The sequence below is a fragment of the Chelonobacter oris genome, from assembly GCF_000772535.1.
Lineage (GTDB): Bacteria > Pseudomonadota > Gammaproteobacteria > Enterobacterales > Pasteurellaceae > Chelonobacter > Chelonobacter oris.
The window spans coordinates 150,808-167,326 of record NZ_JSUM01000013.1; the positions used below are offsets into that span (position 1 = coordinate 150,808).

A 16,519-nucleotide genomic window follows, 5' to 3' on the forward strand; every position below is an offset into this window, starting at 1 on the left:
TTGTATGGGTGTAATTTGGCTCTTGGTATTAAAAAAAGTATCGGTTTAGCTATTCTTCAATCCCGGTAGTTACCGAAAAACATCGGCTTTCATGAGGGGGTAGCATAATCAATGTGCCGTTGCGTTGGGCGGCGAGATAGCCTTCCGGGCGGCAGGTGGCGGGGAGGACAAATGCGCCGACTTGTTGATCCGCATTATATAAAATCCAGCGGGTGGCATAATTAAATTGCGCCGACAAGAATCGGGTGAGATAGGTATGCCCGTGTGGCGATTGCATCCGGTATTCCGGATATTTTTGGTATTGCTGCAAATTATCCATGAAAAACACAATTTCGGGGTTATACATGTCGTCATTGTCCAAACAGGTTAACGTATATTCCCCTTGTTTGATTTTATCGTTGAAAGCCGACCATTGCGGCGTAGGTTGAACATGGGCGGGGATAGATTCTCGCAATTGAATGGCTGAATCCGGGATATTTTGGCTGAATATTGCACCGTGTTCATAGCAGTAATTCATATGACACATATATTGTAACGGCATATCGACACTGGCAAGGTTGGTGACCTGCATTTGGATTTCAAACAGGCTGCTGTCGGCATGAATGATCACTTTCGGTTGTGCCAGATAGTGATCCCCAAAGCCTTTGACATATTCATATTCGCCGCAAATCGCAACCTGATCCGGTTCCAATTCAAGCCAGGCTTTGTCCAGCCGGGCGCAAGGCATTTCACCGTGTAAAGGGTGAGTGTCCTCAGGTGCGGGGCAGCCGTTGCGGATTAAACCGGAATGAAAACAGAAGCAGCCGTAGGTGTCGATAATTTCATGACCGCACTTGGGTTCTTTGAACATATTTTTCATTTTCAGGCTATGCCCGTTGAAGCAGGCGTCCCAAATAATTTGTCCGTAGAACGGGAGTACGGTGACAAATCCTTTGCCGTTACTGATGGTAACGGCTTCTATACCGGAATTATATTGGAAACCTGCTACTGTGATTTGCCGATTTTGTAACAGAATTCTTTTTTCTTTACCAAAATGTTCTTTGACTAAAGGGATAATACTTTTCATATGATTTCCTTAGTTAGTAGTGCTTGGATTCATTGCGTTTGCCATAAAAATAGTAACCGACATAAGCAAAGCAGAGCAGCGGCACGATAAAGGCAAGCTGAATTGAACCGAGCGAGTCGGACACCAAACCGTGAATGGCGGGCACCACGGCGGCACCGATAATTGACATGACGACCACGGCGCCGGCAACTTCACGGTGTTCCTGCTCGACGGTTTCCAGCACGGAGGCATAGATTGTCGCCCAGCAAGGGCCGAACAAGGCGCTGGCGAAAATGGCGGCATAAACGGCTGAAAAATCAGGTACAAAGGCGGTATAAGCCAGTGTTATTACGCCTAATGCGGAATACCAGACCAAAACCCAGTTCGGTTTGAATTTCGCCATTAAGAAGTTGGCAATAAATTTGCCGACAAAGAATCCGATAAAACTGTATACCATAAAATTAGAGGCATCGCGCTCATTCATATTACTTAAATTGAGTGCCAGTCGAATGGTGAAAGACCACACGGCGACTTGCATACCGACATATAAAAATTGTGCGGCAATTCCTTTTTTGAACGCAGTATTTTTCAGCAAATATTTTAAGGTGTCGATAAAGTGAACGTCTTGTTTGTGTTCTTGTTTTGCCGATTTGCACGTCGGGAAGCGGGTAATCAAAAACAGAACTGCAACGGCGATCAATACGAAGATCAGGTATTTGTATGGCTGTAGTGTATGTTGCAGCATGGCAAGTTTGAAGTCATGCAGCTGTTCCGGGCTCATACCGATCATTTGTTCTTCCAGGCTGGCACCTTCTTGGAAAATCAGGTATTTGCCCAACAGAATCCCGAAAATCGCACCAATCGGATAAAATGTCTGGCTGATATTCAAGCGTAATGTGGCGTAATCCTTATGCCCAATCATTGAGCTGTAAGTATTGGCGGATGTTTCTAAAAAACTTAAACCGATAGCAATAGAGAAAATCGCAGCTAAAAACATGGTGTAAGTCGCCATGTGAGAGGCGGGGTAAAACATCAGACAACCGCCGATGTATAAGGTTAAGCCGATTAAGATGGCGATTTTATAGCTGGTTTTTTTAATCACAAGCGAGGCCGGAATGGCAATTAAAAAATAACCGCCGTAGAATGCACTTTGCACCAGCGCACTGGCAAAATCGCTCAAGGTGAACACGCTTTTAAACTGGGTAATTAAAATGTCGTTCAGGCTGGCTGCTGCGCCCCATAACGGGAACAGACACGACAATAAAATAAATTGAAACAGTGGCGTTCTGTTCAAATAGCCGTCTGGCATTTGGATAATGTTCTTCATAGTCGGATCCTTCTCATTAAAGACAGTGTTGTTTAAACAGCTCAAATTCGGTCTGATTCGGGTAAGAGGACTGCGTTCCTTTGCCGGTGACACTGCAAGCGGCAAATAAAGAGGCTTCTTTCATGGCGGCTAAGACATCGCCGCTTTGGATATAGTGATGGGCGAAACAGCCGATAAAGGCATCGCCTGCACCGCTGGTGTCGACGGCGTTGACCTTATAGGGCGGAACATGCACGATATGATCATCATGCAACCAGACCGCCCCTTTTTCACCCAATGTAACAATGATGTTTTTGAGCCCTTTTCCCAGTAGAAAACCGGCTGCGGCTTGAATTTGCGCCATATTGTTGACCGGCATTCCGGTCAGAATTTCCAATTCGGTTTCATTCGGCATAAAGAAATCGCACTTGCAGGCATATTCCAGAGACAGGGCTTTACTGGCCGGCGCCGGATTCAAAATGACCGGAATTGCATGCTTATTCGCAAAATCAATGGCGTAATAAACGGTTTCCAACGGAATTTCCAGTTGTAGCACGATTAATTTACACTGTTGCAGGCTTTCGGCCGCCCGATCGATATCTTCGGGTTGTAAGTGTGCATTTGCTCCCTTGATAATCAAAATGCGATTTTGCGAACTGGAATCGACAAAGATCGGCGCAACACCACTGGAAACCCCGTTGACTTTTTCTACATATCGGGTATCGACACCGTACTGCTTGAAGTTATTAATTGTGTTATCCGCAAATACATCATCGCCGACTTTCGACTGCATCATCACTTTCGCCCCCAATTTGGCGGCGGCAATGGCCTGATTCGCACCTTTGCCGCCGCATCCCATCTGGAATGTCGGCGCTTCCAGCGTCTCGCCGGCTTTCGGCATTTGGTCGACATAAGTAATTAAATCGACCATGTTTGATCCAATCACTGCAATATCCATCATCATCTCCTTTGTTAAAAAATACACATTTTTAGTTAAAATGAGTTTATAATAATAAAAATGTTAAAAAAGTTACATTGATCACAGATTTTAAATTAAATCCGGATATGATATGAAAAAGTTGGATTTTGTTTGATTAAATACTCAATAGGAGAGAAGAATGAACGTGAAGAAAATAGCAAACATGATAGATCATACCGCACTGACCAGTAATAAATCAGAGGCTGAAATAGCGGTTTTATGTCGGGAGGCGATGTTAAATGAATTTTATTCGGTCTGTATCAATGCCTGCCACATTCCGTTTGCCAAAACAATTTTAAATAATAGTAATGTTAAAATCTGCACAGTGGTAGGATTTCCGCTGGGGGCGACGTTTTCGTCGGTCAAGGCATTCGAAGCCGCCGAGGCGATTAAGGCGGGAGCCGAAGAAATTGATATGGTGATCAATATCGGCTGGGTCAAATCAGGCAAATGGCAAGCGGTACAACAAGATATTCAAGCCGTATTAACGGCTTGCGCGGATATTCCGTTAAAAGTGATTTTGGAAACCTGTTTATTAACACGGGAGGAGAGAGTAAAATTATGCGAAGTTTGCCGCACGCTGAATGTGGCTTTTGTGAAAACCTCGACCGGATTCAGCACCGGCGGCGCGACCGTTGACGATGTAGCGCTGATGCGGCAAACCGTCGGCGAGACCGTCGGCGTCAAAGCTTCCGGCGGTGTGCGGGATATCGAAACCGCACTTGCGATGATCAACGCCGGCGCAACCCGCCTCGGCACCAGTTCCGGCGTTGCTATTGTTAATGGATTGCAGGATAATCAATCGGATTATTAAACGGCACAGGAGGCGGCGTGGATAGCAAAACCAATTCTCGGATTCAACAGCTGGAATTTCTGTTAAAACAGATGGATAAAATCCATCTGCGTGATGCCGCCGCTATTTTGAATGTTTCCGAAATGACGATTCGCCGCGATTTGGGCAGTGAACCCGGTTCGCTGGTGTTGCTCGGTGGTTATATCGTCAAAGATCCGCAACGTTTAAATGAAAACGGCTATTTTATTTTTGAGCAGCAAAGCAAAAATATCGCACAAAAAATGCAGATCGGCAAATTAGCCGCCGAACAAATTAGAGAAGGGGACGTGGTTTTTTTCGACTGCGGCTCGACCATTCCGTTTATTGCATCGCAAATCAGCGATTCGCTCGCCTTTACCGCACTTTGTTGCTCCATTAATACGTTTATGGTGTTACAGGAAAAAAGCCGTTGTAACTTGATTTTATGCGGCGGATATTATTCAAGGGACAACTCTTTCTTAGATGCGGTGACCTTGCAAAACGAACTGGATGTCGTGTGTCCCAACAAAGCCTTTATTTCCGCCGCCGGCGTCCATCACCAAAAAGGGGTAACCTGTTTCAATTTTAATGAGGCGAGAGTGAAAGTAAAAGCGATGCACAAATCGCAACACAGCACCTTAGTGTTCGACGACAGTAAAATCAATAAAATCCAGCAGGCTTATATCGGCGAAATCGATCAATTTGATCAAATCATCTGTAATGCCTCTTTGCCGGCTGAATTTGCCCAAACGGCACTGCCGCCTTTGATATCTAAATCATAGGGGGGATATGAAAGTCTGCCTGATCAAAACATCATCAATGGGGGATCTGTTGCATACGTTGCCGGCGTTGACCGATGCACAGCGGGCGATTCCCGATTTGCAGCTGGATTGGGTGGCGGAAGAGAATTTTGCCGAAATTCCCCAGTGGCATTCGGCAGTGAATCGGGTGATTCCGATGGCGTTACGCCGTTGGCGAAAAAAACCGTTTAATGCCCAAGTGCGGTACCAATGGCGGCAATATCGTACTTTGCTACAAGCGAACGAATATGATGCCGTGATTGATGCGCAAGGCTTATTGAAAAGTGCGGTTTTTGCCACCCGTCTGGCGCACGGCGTAAAGCATGGCTATGATTGCCGTTCGATTCGGGAACCGCTTGCCGCTTTCTTCTATGATAAAACCTATAATATCCGCTATCGGCAGCACGCCGTTGAACGGATTCGGCAACTTTTTGCGGCCGGTTTGGGCTATCCGTTACCGACCGCAAAAGGCGATTACGGCATTGCTCATCATTTTCTCAATCAACCGCATTTTGCACCGCCTTATTTGATTTTTATCCATTCCACCACTCGCAACGACAAGCACTGGCCGGAAGCGGCATGGCGTGAACTTATCGCACTGCTTGAGCCTTACGGCTACCGAATCCGACTGCCGTGGGGCAACGAAAAAGAGCGGTTACGCGCCGAGCGCTTGGCGCATGGTTTTGCTTATGCAGACGTTTTGCCCAAGACCAGTTTGTCACAGATAGCGAACCAACTTGCCCACGCCAAAGCCGTGGTTTCCGTCGATACCGGTTTATCCCACCTGACCGCAGCCTTGGACAAACCGAACATCACCCTCTATGGCGCCAGCGATCCGATGTTAATCGGTGCTTACGGCAACAACCAAACCGCACTTGCCGCCGAAAGCATGGCGGAAATTACCGTGCGGCAGGTTATAGATCAGCTTAAGACAACCATTGAACGGGTTTAGGCAAAGCCTTTTAAACGTTGATAAAGCTGATTGAACTTTACTTTTTTAGCATGATAATAAGCTGTTTTTTCGATATCGGGCTGATAGATTTTTTCCAATGCCAACGGTGGACACAAATCGGCAATATTTTTATCCGGATTGAGTGCTATTTGAGCCAATTTTGCTGCGCCTAAAGCCGGCCCGACATCTCCGCCTTTACGATATTCCAGTGGCTTGCCCGTAATATCCGCCAGCAGCTGTCGCCAATAGTGACTTTTCGCTCCACCGCCGATTAAGGTGATATTGTCGGCAGCCACGCCGCTATCATGCAGCACATCCATTCCTTGGGCTAATGCAAAACTGACGCCTTCGATAACGGCTTTTGCTAAGGTTGCTTGGGAGCTGTTATGGGTCATGCCCCAAAAGACCCCTTTGGCATAAGGATCATTGTGTGGAGTTCTTTCACCGGATAGATAGGGCAGAAAAATAACATCGGAATGATTATTATCCTGCTCGGCCAGTTCAAAGAAACGGGTAATATCATTAATTCCCAATAAAGTATTTGCCCAGTCAATGCAGGAAGCGGCGCTTAAAATAACGGACATTAAATGCCATCGTTGCGGCAGGGCATGGCAGAAACTGTGTACGGCTTTTTCAGGATTGCCGACAAATTTATCGGTGACGACGAAATAGACGCCGGAGGTGCCGAGAGAGAGCATGGCTTGCCCGTTTTTGTATAAACCGACACCGATTGCACCGGCCGCATTATCGCCGGCACCGGCAATGATTGGAATCTGATTCATACCCCACTGTTCGGCAATGTTCGGTAATAATGTTCCGCAAATTTGATTGCCTTCCAGGAGTTCCGGCATATTGTCAACGGATAAACGGCAGGCGGAAAGTAAATCTTGATTCCAAGTGCGGTTGGCGACATCGAGCCACATGGTTCCGGAAGCATCGGACATATCGGAGAAATAGCCGCCGCTCATCAAAAAACGGATATAATCTTTCGGTAATAAGACCTTGTGGATTCTTTGAAACAATTCCGGCTGATGTTTTTCGAACCATTTCAATTTGGGAGCGGTAAAGCCGGGCATCATAAGATTGCCGGTAATTTGGCGTGAGTTCGGCACATGTTTCTCCAATTCGTGACACTCTTCAAAACTGCGGCCGTCATTCCAGAGTATCGCCGGATAAATCACGTTGTTTTGTTGATCGAGCATGACGGCGCCATGCATTTGTCCGGTTAAACCAATCGCTTTAACGCGCTTCAATTGATGATCGTTTTTCAGTGCTTGAATACTGATATTAATCGCTTTCCACCATTCATCAGGATTTTGTTCCGACCAAAGCGGTTTAGGACGACTGATATGCAGTGAGGTTGAATGGGTTGCAATAATGGTTTGCTGTTCGTCTAATAACACTAATTTGACACCTGAAGTGCCTAAATCAATACCAAGATACATATTATGCTCCGCAATAATGATGAAAAATCCAGAACGGTTATCATTGTCCTGGATGTTTAATTTATTTATAAATATAAGAATTTATGATATTTTCCAGCAGTTCTTGATGACCGGAAACAGGTTGTGGCGCCAGTTGCTTGTCTTCAACCAATCCTGCCAAATCTTCCAGTGATGAATTTCCATTAAGAATAGACTGTCCCAATTCAGTATTCCAACCGGCATAACGCTGGTCGACAATTTTCTGTAATCGTTGATCTTTAACCATTTCAGCCGCAATCAGCAGTGATTGTGCCAGAACATCGATGCCGCCGATATGTGCGTGGAATAAATCATATTTATCAATGCTTTGTCTTCTTATTTTAGCATCAAAATTAAAGCCGCCCGTCGTCAGCCCGCCGGCTTTCAAAATTTCATACAAAACCAATGCATTTTCTTCCACGCTGTTCGGGAATTGATCGGTATCCCAACCCAGCTGAGGATCGCCGCGGTTGGCATCAATAGATCCCAACATGCCCAGCCCGACCGCACTTGCGACTTCGTGTTGGAATGTATGTCCGGCTAAGGTCGCATGGTTGGCTTCAATATTGACCTTGATTTCATTTTCCAGCCCGAATTGTTTCAGGAAGCCGTAGACCGTTGCGACGTCATAATCATATTGATGTTTGGTCGGCTCCTGTGGTTTGGGTTCAATCAGTAGTGTACCGGTGAAACCGATTTTATATTTATGTTCCACAACCAGTTGCATAAAACGTCCCAGCTGCTCACGTTCACGTTTTAAATCGGTGTTGAGTAATGTTTCATAACCCTCACGTCCACCCCATAGGACATAATTTTCACCTCGTAGTTTTTGGGTCGCATTCATAGCATGGAAAACTTGAGTTGCGGCACAGGCAAAGACTTCCGGATTCGGATTGCTTGCCGCACCGGACATATAACGCGGATTGGTAAAACAGTTTGCCGTCCCCCATAATAACTTAATACCGGTTTGTACTTGTTTTTCGGCAAGAATATCGACAATGGTCGTGAAGTTCCGAATATATTCTTTAAAAGAACGACCTTCCGGTGCGATATCAATATCATGGAAGCAGTAATAGGGAACGTTAAGTTTTTTGAGAAATTCAAAAGCAATATCGGCTTTTTGTTTTGCGGCGTCAAGCGGTGCTGCGGTTTGCTGCCAAGGTCGTTCCAAAGAGCCGCTGCCGAACATATCGGTTCCGTTCCAACAGAATGTATGCCAATAGCAGACGGCTATACGCAAATGTTCCGCCATCGTTTTTCCTAAAACGATACGTTCGGCATCATAGTAGCGGTATGCCAAAGGATTAGTACTGTCTTTTCCTTCATAGTTAATTTGATCAATCTTCTCAAAATAATCAGCCATTTTCTTTCTCCTGTATAAATACAATGTTATTTCGAAGCAAAGATAAAGGCAGAGAGGATGAGGTATCAATTATGTTATTTTATTTTGTGATTAATAATATTGTTTTATGTGATGGTTGTCACAGATAAGATAAGTTTGAGTTGTGATAGGAATCACATAAAACATAAATCATAATATGAAAATAAAATTCATTAATTGTATTTTTGGGCTAAATGTAAAATATTAGACTCGTCATAAAGACAAGTCAGCATTTAATTAATTACATGTGAGGTATTCGATATGAAAATCAGAAATAGTTTGTTGTTGGCAGCATTGATAATGGTCGGCTTAGGTAGTGTTGCAAGTGCAAAAGTGTTAACTATAGGAATGTCGATAGATGATTTACGTTTAGAAAGATGGCAGAAAGACAGCAGTATTTTTACCAAGAAGGCGGAAGCATTAGGTGCAAAAGTTTTTGTTCAGTCGGCAAATGGCGATGATAATGCACAAATCTCACAAATTGAAAATATGATTAATCGTGATGTGGACGTGTTGGTTATTATTCCGCATAACGGGGATGTATTAAGCAATGTTATCGCAGAGGCGAAAAGATCCGGTATTAAGGTTTTAGCATATGATCGATTAATTAATAATGCGGATTTAGATTTTTATGTTTCGTTCGATAATGAAAGAGTGGGTGAATTACAGGCGGAAACGATAGTCGCTATAAAACCGGAAGGGAATTATTTTCTAATGGGCGGTTCTCCGGTTGATAATAATGCAAAGTTATTTAGACAGGGGCAAATGAATGTGTTACAGCCCTTAATTGATAAAGGGGCGATTAAAGTTATCGGGGATCAATGGGTTGATTCTTGGTTACCGGAAAAGGCGTTGCAAATTATGGAAAATGCATTGACAGCCAATAAAAATAATATCGATGCAGTAGTAGCATCCAATGATGCAACGGCAGGCGGCGCAATTCAGGCATTAAGTGCTCAAGGGCTATCAGGAAAAGTGGCGATTTCCGGCCAAGATGCCGATTTGGCGGCAATTAAACGAATTGTAGAAGAGATACAAACGATGACGGTTTATAAACCAATTACAAAATTGGCAGATAAAGCCGCTGAAATTGCAGTGGGTTTGGCTAAAGATGAAAAGATTGAAAGTAATGCCAGTCTAAATAATGGATTAAAAGACGTTGCTTCTTATCTTTTGGATCCGATAGCGGTAACAAAAGAAAATATTGAAGAAACCATTATTCAAGACGGATTTCATAGTAAAGAGAGTATTTATAGTAACTAGTTTAGAGGCTGTCTAGAGATAAGGGAGAACGCCTCCCTTAAATTGATATGATAATGTTAGGTGGTTGCAATGGATTCATTATTAGAGATGAAAGGGATTGTAAAAAGATTTGGTGACGTTAAAGCATTAAATAATGTTTCTATTTCTATTTCTCCGGGAAAAGTACTTTCATTATGTGGAGAAAACGGTTCAGGTAAATCAACACTGATGAAAGTATTATGCGGCATATATCCTTATGGTGATTATGAAGGGGACATTTATTTTTCAGGTGAATTGTTAAAGTCTAAAAATATTAAGGACACGGAAAATAAAGGCATTTCAATTATTCATCAGGAATTGGCGTTGGTGAAAAATATGTCGGTTATGGATAATATTTTTCTTGGGAATGAGATCTCTCAATATGGTTTAACAAATGAGAATGAAATGTATATCAGGGCTAAAAAAATGCTCTCACAAGTTCAACTGGATATTGATCCTGTAACAATAGTCGGTGAGCTTGGTCTCGGGCAACAGCAATTGGTGGAGATAGCCAAGGCACTAAATAAAAATGTGAGATTACTTATTCTGGATGAGCCGACCGCATCTTTAACTGAAAAAGAGACGGATGTATTGTTGGCACTGATTCAAGATCTTAAAGCACATAATATTGCGTGTATCTATATTTCACATAAACTAAATGAAGTAAAGGCTATTTCCGATCAAATCTGTGTTATTCGTGACGGAGAGCATATCGGTACCAAAGACGGCAAAGAGATGAGCGAAGATGACATTATTACCATGATGGTCGGGAGGGAGATTACGTCACTATATCCGCATGAGCAACATCAAATCGGCAATGAGTTATTACGTATTGAGGATTTAACCGCCTGGCATTACGTCAACACACATATTAAACGGGTTGATAATGCGAATTTTAACTTATGCAGCGGAGAAATATTAGGGATTGCCGGGTTGGTAGGCTCCGGGCGTACGGAAATGGTTCAATGTATTTTTGGAGCTTATGCCGGAAAGTTTAAAGGAAAATTTTATTTAAACCAAAAACAAGTTCAGCATAAAGATTGTGCGGCAGCAATTAAACATGGCATTTTTATGGTGCCGGAAGATCGGAAACGGCATGGTATTGTGCCGATAATGGGGGTTGATAAAAATATTACACTCTCTTCTCTAAGAAATTATTGCATCAAACGCATTATGATTAATGAACCTTTAGAAGAGACAGTGATTAGACACTCGATTCAAGAATTAAAGGTAAAAACGTCTTCTCCTGATTTAGCAATAGGACGGTTAAGCGGGGGAAATCAGCAAAAAGCCATTTTGGCGAAAGCATTGTTGTTAAATCCCAAAATACTTATTCTTGATGAGCCTACTCGAGGAATTGATGTCGGTGCTAAATATGAAATCTATAAATTAATTAATAAGCTGGCAAAGCAAGGTGTAGGCATTATTGTTATATCGTCCGAATTGCCCGAAATTCTGGGCATTAGCGACAGAATTTTAGTGATGCATCAGGGAAAGATAAAAGGGAATTTGATTAATAAAAATCTCACCCAAGAAAACGTCATGGAAGTTGCACTTAAGGAGTAATTGTATGAAAAATCTAAAATCCGTCAATTTACAAGTTTATATCATGTTAATTGCTATTGTTGTTATTATGCTGTTTTTCTCGGTAGCAACAGACGGTGCATATTTAAGCGCACGCAATATCTCAAATTTATTAAGACAGACTTCTATTACGGGTATTCTGGCAATCGGTATGTTGTTTGTCATAATTTCAGCAGAAATTGATTTATCCGTAGGTTCTTTAATGGGATTATTAGGCGGTTTTGCTGCGATTACAAATGTATGGTGGGGATGGCCGTTACCTGCAACAATTTTTGCGACCTTATTACTCGGCTTAATGTTTGGAGTATGGAATGGTTGGTGGGTAGCATATCAACGCGTTCCCTCGTTTATTGTTACTTTGGCCGGATTATTGGCATTCCGAGGTATTTTGATTGGTATGACCAATGGCACAACCGTGTCTCCCACATCATCTTCAATGACTCAAATCGGACAAGGTTATTTATCCAATGAATTGGGTTTTATTCTGGGCGGCATGGCAATTGCACTTTTTATTATATGGGGAAATTATCAACGTCGATCCAGACAAAAATTGGCTTTACCGGTAGAGAAAATATCAAAAGATTTCTTAAAATACGTAGTAGTCGCGATCTTATTACTCAGTGCTATTTATCTTTTGAATGATTATCGTGGTATTCCGGTTCCGGTGCTTATCTTGGCTATGTTGGCAATTATTGGTTTTTTTATTTCCAAGAAAACCGCTTTTGGACGTTATATTTATGCGATTGGCGGCAACATTGAGGCGGCCAGATTATCCGGAATTAAAGTTGAAAGAATAAAATTAGCCATCTTTTCGATTAATGGGTTAATGGTTGCCATTGCAGGGTTAATCCTCAGTGCCCGTTTGGGGGCAGGCTCGCCTTCGGCAGGGCAGAATGCCGAACTGGATGCCATTGCGGCTTGTGTGATCGGGGGGGCAAGTTTGGCAGGCGGTGTCGGAAGTGTGTGGGGCGTGATTATTGGTGCTTTGATTATTGCTTCATTAGATAATGGAATGAGTATGTTGGATGTGCCGACATTTTGGCAATATATTGTTAAAGGCGGTATTCTGTTACTGGCAGTTTGGGCGGATTCAATCAGTAAGAAAAAAGCATAAAATTCAAATTTTTATATTTATAAAGGGCTGTCAATTCATTTGATAACCCTTTTATTTATAAAATTTTTATTCTATAGTTGGCAGACTTTCGATTAGTTGATTTAAAGGATTCCCAATGATTGCCGAATATCATCGAATTGCCCTGCTTTTTAATGCCAACAAGGTTTATGATCGGGAAGTGATGGAAGGAATTGGCGAATATATACAAGCTTCGTCGTGTAATTGGGATGTATTTTTGGAAGATGATTTTGTGCATCGAGAGTTGCAACTCAATCTTAGTTCGGTTGACGGGATTATTGCTGATTTTGACAATCCGATATTAGTGACACAATTAACTGAACACCCTCACCATGTTCCGATCGTTGCTGTGGGCGGTTCTTATCACCATCCGGCAGATTATCCACCGAGTATCCCTTATGTTGCAACTGATAATTATGCACTTATCGAAATGGCATTTACCCATTTAAGAAGCAAAGGGTTACATCATTTTGCTTTTTACGGTGTTCCGAGTGAAAATCGCCGCCATTGGTCGGAAGAGAGGCGATTTGCATTTGAACAGCTAATGCAGGCTAATCATTATGATAGCTATATTTATCTGGGGCATGAAACTCGGCAGGAAAACTGGCAAATCTCACAACAAGAATTGAACCAATGGATTCGTTCATTGCCTGAGCATACCGGTATTATTGCAGTGACTGACGCCAGAGCAAGGCACTTGTTGCAGACTTGCGAAAATTTGAGGATTGCTGTTCCGGAACAACTTTGTATTATTGGGATTGATAATGAAGAATTAATTCAATATTTCTCACGGGTTTCATTATCTTCAGTCGTACAAGGAACAAAATCAATGGGTTACCAAGCAGCAAAAATACTACAAAATATGTTGCTGAAGAAAAAAGTAAAAACCGCACCCGTATTGATTTCGCCGATCAAAGTAGAGGCGCGGACATCGACGGATTATCGTTCTATTCATGATCCGTTAGTGATTCAAGCCATGCATTATATTCGCTTATATGCCTATTCCGGGATTAAAGTGGAGCAAGTGCTTGATTATGTTAAGCTCTCCCGAACCAATCTGGAACGCCGTTTTAAAAAGGAATTGGATAAAACCATTCATCAGGTTTTACATGAAGAAAAAATTGCACGAGCTAGAAAATTACTGATATCGACTTCCATTTCTATTTATGAAATCTCAGAAATGTGTGGTTATCCCTCCATTCAATACTTTTATTCTGTTTTTAAAAAAGAGTCTGGTTATACCCCGAATGATTATCGTCGGCAATATAGCAAGAAAACAGATTAGCGCAAAAACTGACCCTTGAAACCGCACTTTGTCATCACCATATAACCCTCATTGATATAAAAAGTGAGGTAATTTATGACCACGATAGTAAGTGTGCGCCGTAACGGGCAGGTTGTCGTCGGCGGTGACGGGCAGGTTTCGTTGGGAAATACAGTGATGAAAGGCAATGCGCGTAAGGTGCGCCGTTTGTATCATAACAAAGTGCTGGCAGGGTTTGCCGGCGGTACGGCAGATGCGTTTACACTGTTCGAATTGTTTGAACGTAAATTAGAAATGCATCAGGGGCATTTGCTGAAAAGTGCGGTTGAGTTGGCAAAAGAGTGGCGTACCGACAGAGCATTGCGCCGTTTGGAAGCGATGTTGATTGTGGCGGACGAGACCGAGTCGTTGATTATCACCGGTAACGGTGATGTGGTGCAGCCGGAGGACAATATTCTGGCAATCGGGTCTGGCGGTAATTATGCGATGTCGGCGGCACGCGCCTTGTTACAAAATACCGACTTGTCAGCACGTGAAATCGTTGAAAAATCGCTCAAAATTGCCGGGGATATTTGTGTATTCACCAATTTGAATCAAACCATCGAGCAGTTGCCCGAGTAAGTAAGAATTAAGGAAAGACTATGTCTGAAATGACCCCTCGTGAGATTGTATCCGAACTGGATCAACATATTATCGGGCAGAACGATGCCAAAAGAGCGGTAGCGATTGCACTGCGTAATCGTTGGCGCAGAATGCAGCTAAGTGATGTCTTGCGTCATGAAGTCACCCCAAAAAATATTTTGATGATCGGCCCGACCGGCGTCGGGAAAACCGAAATCGCCCGTCGATTGGCAAAGCTGGCCAATGCGCCGTTTATCAAGGTGGAAGCGACCAAATTTACCGAAGTCGGGTATGTCGGCAAGGAAGTGGATTCGATTATCCGTGATTTGACCGATGTGGCGATGAAATTGGTGCGCCAAACCGAAATAGACAAGAATCGTTACCGTGCCGAAGAAATGGCAGAAGATCGTATTCTGGATATTTTATTACCGCCGGCTAAAAACAGCTGGGGAGCGGAGGAAGAGAGCGATAAGCAAAGCGGAACCCGTCAGGTTTTCCGTAAAAAACTGCGGGAAGGGCAGCTTGACGAAAAAGAGATTGAGGTGGATATTGCCGCCGCCTCGGTCGGTGTGGAAATTATGGCGCCGCCGGGCATGGAAGAGATGACCAACCAGCTGCAATCAATGTTCCAGAATATGTCGAGCGGACAGACCAAAAAACGCAAAATGAAGATTAAAGATGCGTTAAAAATCTTGATTGAGGACGAAGCCGCCAAATTGGTTAATCCGGAAGAATTAAAACAGAAAGCGATTGAGGCGACCGAACAGCACGGAATCGTGTTTATCGATGAAATCGATAAAATTTGTAAGCGCGGCGAAAGTTCGGGGCCGGACGTCTCGCGTGAAGGCGTACAGCGCGATTTGTTGCCGCTGGTTGAGGGCAGCACGATTAATACCAAACACGGCATGGTGAAAACCGATCACATTCTGTTTATTGCTTCCGGAGCGTTTCAGGTCGCGCGACCGTCGGATTTAATTCCTGAATTGCAAGGTCGTTTGCCGATTCGAGTGGAGTTGAGTGCGTTGAGCAGTAAGGATTTTGAACGGATTCTGACTGAACCGAATGCTTCGTTAACCCAGCAATATCAAGCGTTAATGGCAACGGAAGGGGTAAATGTGGAGTTCACCGCCGATGCGGTTGCCAAAATTGCCGAAGCGGCATTCCGTGTGAATGAGAAAACGGAAAATATCGGCGCCCGCCGTCTGCATACGGTATTGGAGCGTTTGATGGATAAAATCTCGTTTGATGCCAGCGATATGTCGGGGCAGAGTGTGACCATTGATGCAAAATATGTCAGCACCGCACTTGGCGACATTGTCGAAGATGAAGATTTGAGCCGTTTTATTCTGTAGGATAAAAAGTTAAAGTGCGGTTTTAAGCTTGAAAAAGCGATTTGTCGGTCGGCAAATCGCTTTTGTTTATGCTGCTTTTTGAGTCATAATAACTCGACACTTACCGCACTTTCATCCCCTACCAAAACAGCTTGATTCATTTTGTTAAGCGTTACTTTGATATTGGGATTGGAAAAAACCACCGGGGAAATTAAGGCGTTTTCGTTGGCGGAAAATTGATTTTTATCCACATAGGTCAGGATATCACCTTGTTTAACGCGCGCATATTTGTTGATTTTTGCCTTGAATGCGGCTGTGTTTTTAGCAGAATCCAAACCGATGTGGATTAAGGCTTCCAATCCGTCATCTCTGCGAATGATAAAGGCGTGTCCTGTGGGGAATGCGGCGATAACAATGCCGTTGAAGGGGCTGACCACCACATCGCCGCTTAGTTTCAGAGCAAATCCGTCTCCCAATGATTTATCTGAAAATATGCTGTCGGGTACGGCCTCCAACGGTAGTAGTTCGCCGGACATCGGGGCGATAATTTGTTTTTCTTGCTTTTCCAT

The 16,519-nt window shown here is 43.4% G+C and carries 15 protein-coding genes; 9 read left to right on the top strand and 6 right to left on the bottom strand.

The window, feature by feature from the left end:
- Positions 1 to 49: 49 nt before the first annotated feature.
- From OA57_RS08585 to rbsK, 3 genes are read right to left on the bottom strand one after another with little or no spacing between them, the layout of a single operon-like run.
- Positions 50 to 1,066: an aldose 1-epimerase family protein gene (locus OA57_RS08585; protein WP_034616327.1), complete on the bottom strand. Its 1,017-nt coding sequence runs from the start codon at positions 1,064 to 1,066 to the stop codon at positions 50 to 52.
- Between the two features lie 13 nt (positions 1,067 to 1,079).
- Entirely contained in the window at positions 1,080 to 2,372 is a 1,293-nt protein-coding gene (gene fucP / locus OA57_RS08590; RefSeq protein WP_034616333.1) for an L-fucose:H+ symporter permease, read from the bottom strand.
- Between the two features lie 16 nt (positions 2,373 to 2,388).
- Positions 2,389 to 3,312 carry a ribokinase gene (gene rbsK, locus OA57_RS08595; protein ID WP_407637088.1) on the bottom strand — a complete coding sequence of 308 codons (924 nt, stop codon included), beginning with the start codon at positions 3,310 to 3,312 and terminating at the stop codon, positions 2,389 to 2,391.
- A gap of 157 nt (positions 3,313 to 3,469) precedes the next feature.
- Between rbsK and deoC the strand changes: the two genes are divergently transcribed.
- The 3 genes from deoC to rfaC are packed head-to-tail and all read left to right on the top strand — an operon-like array spanning position 3,470 to position 5,893.
- Positions 3,470 to 4,144 carry a deoxyribose-phosphate aldolase gene (gene deoC, locus OA57_RS08600; protein ID WP_034616341.1) on the top strand — a complete coding sequence of 225 codons (675 nt, stop codon included), beginning with the start codon at positions 3,470 to 3,472 and terminating at the stop codon, positions 4,142 to 4,144.
- Positions 4,145 to 4,161: 17 nt separating this feature from the next.
- Positions 4,162 to 4,923 (top strand): DNA-binding transcriptional repressor DeoR, encoded by a 762-nt coding sequence (gene deoR, locus OA57_RS08605; protein WP_034616343.1) that lies wholly within the window; start codon positions 4,162 to 4,164, stop codon positions 4,921 to 4,923.
- 7 nt (positions 4,924 to 4,930) lie between these two features.
- Positions 4,931 to 5,893 carry a lipopolysaccharide heptosyltransferase RfaC gene (gene rfaC, locus OA57_RS08610; protein ID WP_034616344.1) on the top strand — a complete coding sequence of 321 codons (963 nt, stop codon included), beginning with the start codon at positions 4,931 to 4,933 and terminating at the stop codon, positions 5,891 to 5,893.
- Here rfaC and xylB read toward each other — a convergent pair.
- Both xylB and xylA read right to left on the bottom strand, forming a co-directional pair.
- The gene (gene xylB, locus OA57_RS08615) at positions 5,890 to 7,338 is read right to left on the bottom strand and encodes a xylulokinase (protein WP_034616348.1); all 1,449 of its coding nucleotides are present in this window, start codon (positions 7,336 to 7,338) and stop codon (positions 5,890 to 5,892) included. The two genes, rfaC and xylB, sit on opposite strands and share 4 nt — an antisense overlap.
- A gap of 61 nt (positions 7,339 to 7,399) precedes the next feature.
- On the bottom strand, positions 7,400 to 8,719 hold the full coding sequence (gene xylA / locus OA57_RS08620; protein ID WP_034616351.1) for a xylose isomerase: 1,320 nt from the start codon (positions 8,717 to 8,719) through the stop codon (positions 7,400 to 7,402).
- Positions 8,720 to 9,037: 318 nt separating this feature from the next.
- On the opposite strand from xylA, the gene xylF reads away from it, so the two are divergent.
- From xylF to hslU, 6 genes are all read left to right on the top strand, one after another.
- Complete coding sequence (gene xylF / locus OA57_RS08625; RefSeq protein WP_407637089.1) at positions 9,038 to 10,000, top strand: D-xylose ABC transporter substrate-binding protein; 963 nt, start codon at positions 9,038 to 9,040, stop codon at positions 9,998 to 10,000.
- A 69-nt stretch (positions 10,001 to 10,069) separates the two neighbouring features.
- Positions 10,070 to 11,584, top strand: coding sequence for a D-xylose ABC transporter ATP-binding protein (xylG, locus tag OA57_RS08630; protein ID WP_034616356.1), 1,515 nt, complete (start codon positions 10,070 to 10,072; stop codon positions 11,582 to 11,584).
- A gap of 4 nt (positions 11,585 to 11,588) precedes the next feature.
- Positions 11,589 to 12,716: a sugar ABC transporter permease gene (locus OA57_RS08635; RefSeq protein WP_034616359.1), complete on the top strand. Its 1,128-nt coding sequence runs from the start codon at positions 11,589 to 11,591 to the stop codon at positions 12,714 to 12,716.
- A 115-nt stretch (positions 12,717 to 12,831) separates the two neighbouring features.
- Complete coding sequence (locus tag OA57_RS08640) at positions 12,832 to 14,019, top strand: XylR family transcriptional regulator (RefSeq protein ID WP_034616361.1); 1,188 nt, start codon at positions 12,832 to 12,834, stop codon at positions 14,017 to 14,019.
- Between the two features lie 75 nt (positions 14,020 to 14,094).
- Positions 14,095 to 14,619: an ATP-dependent protease subunit HslV gene (gene hslV / locus OA57_RS08645; RefSeq protein ID WP_034616367.1), complete on the top strand. Its 525-nt coding sequence runs from the start codon at positions 14,095 to 14,097 to the stop codon at positions 14,617 to 14,619.
- A 20-nt stretch (positions 14,620 to 14,639) separates the two neighbouring features.
- The gene (gene hslU, locus OA57_RS08650; RefSeq protein ID WP_034616369.1) at positions 14,640 to 15,971 is read left to right on the top strand and encodes an HslU--HslV peptidase ATPase subunit; all 1,332 of its coding nucleotides are present in this window, start codon (positions 14,640 to 14,642) and stop codon (positions 15,969 to 15,971) included.
- An 83-nt stretch (positions 15,972 to 16,054) separates the two neighbouring features.
- Here hslU and OA57_RS08655 read toward each other — a convergent pair whose 3' ends face one another.
- Positions 16,055 to 16,519, bottom strand: coding sequence for a PTS sugar transporter subunit IIA (locus tag OA57_RS08655; RefSeq protein WP_034616372.1), 465 nt, complete (start codon positions 16,517 to 16,519; stop codon positions 16,055 to 16,057).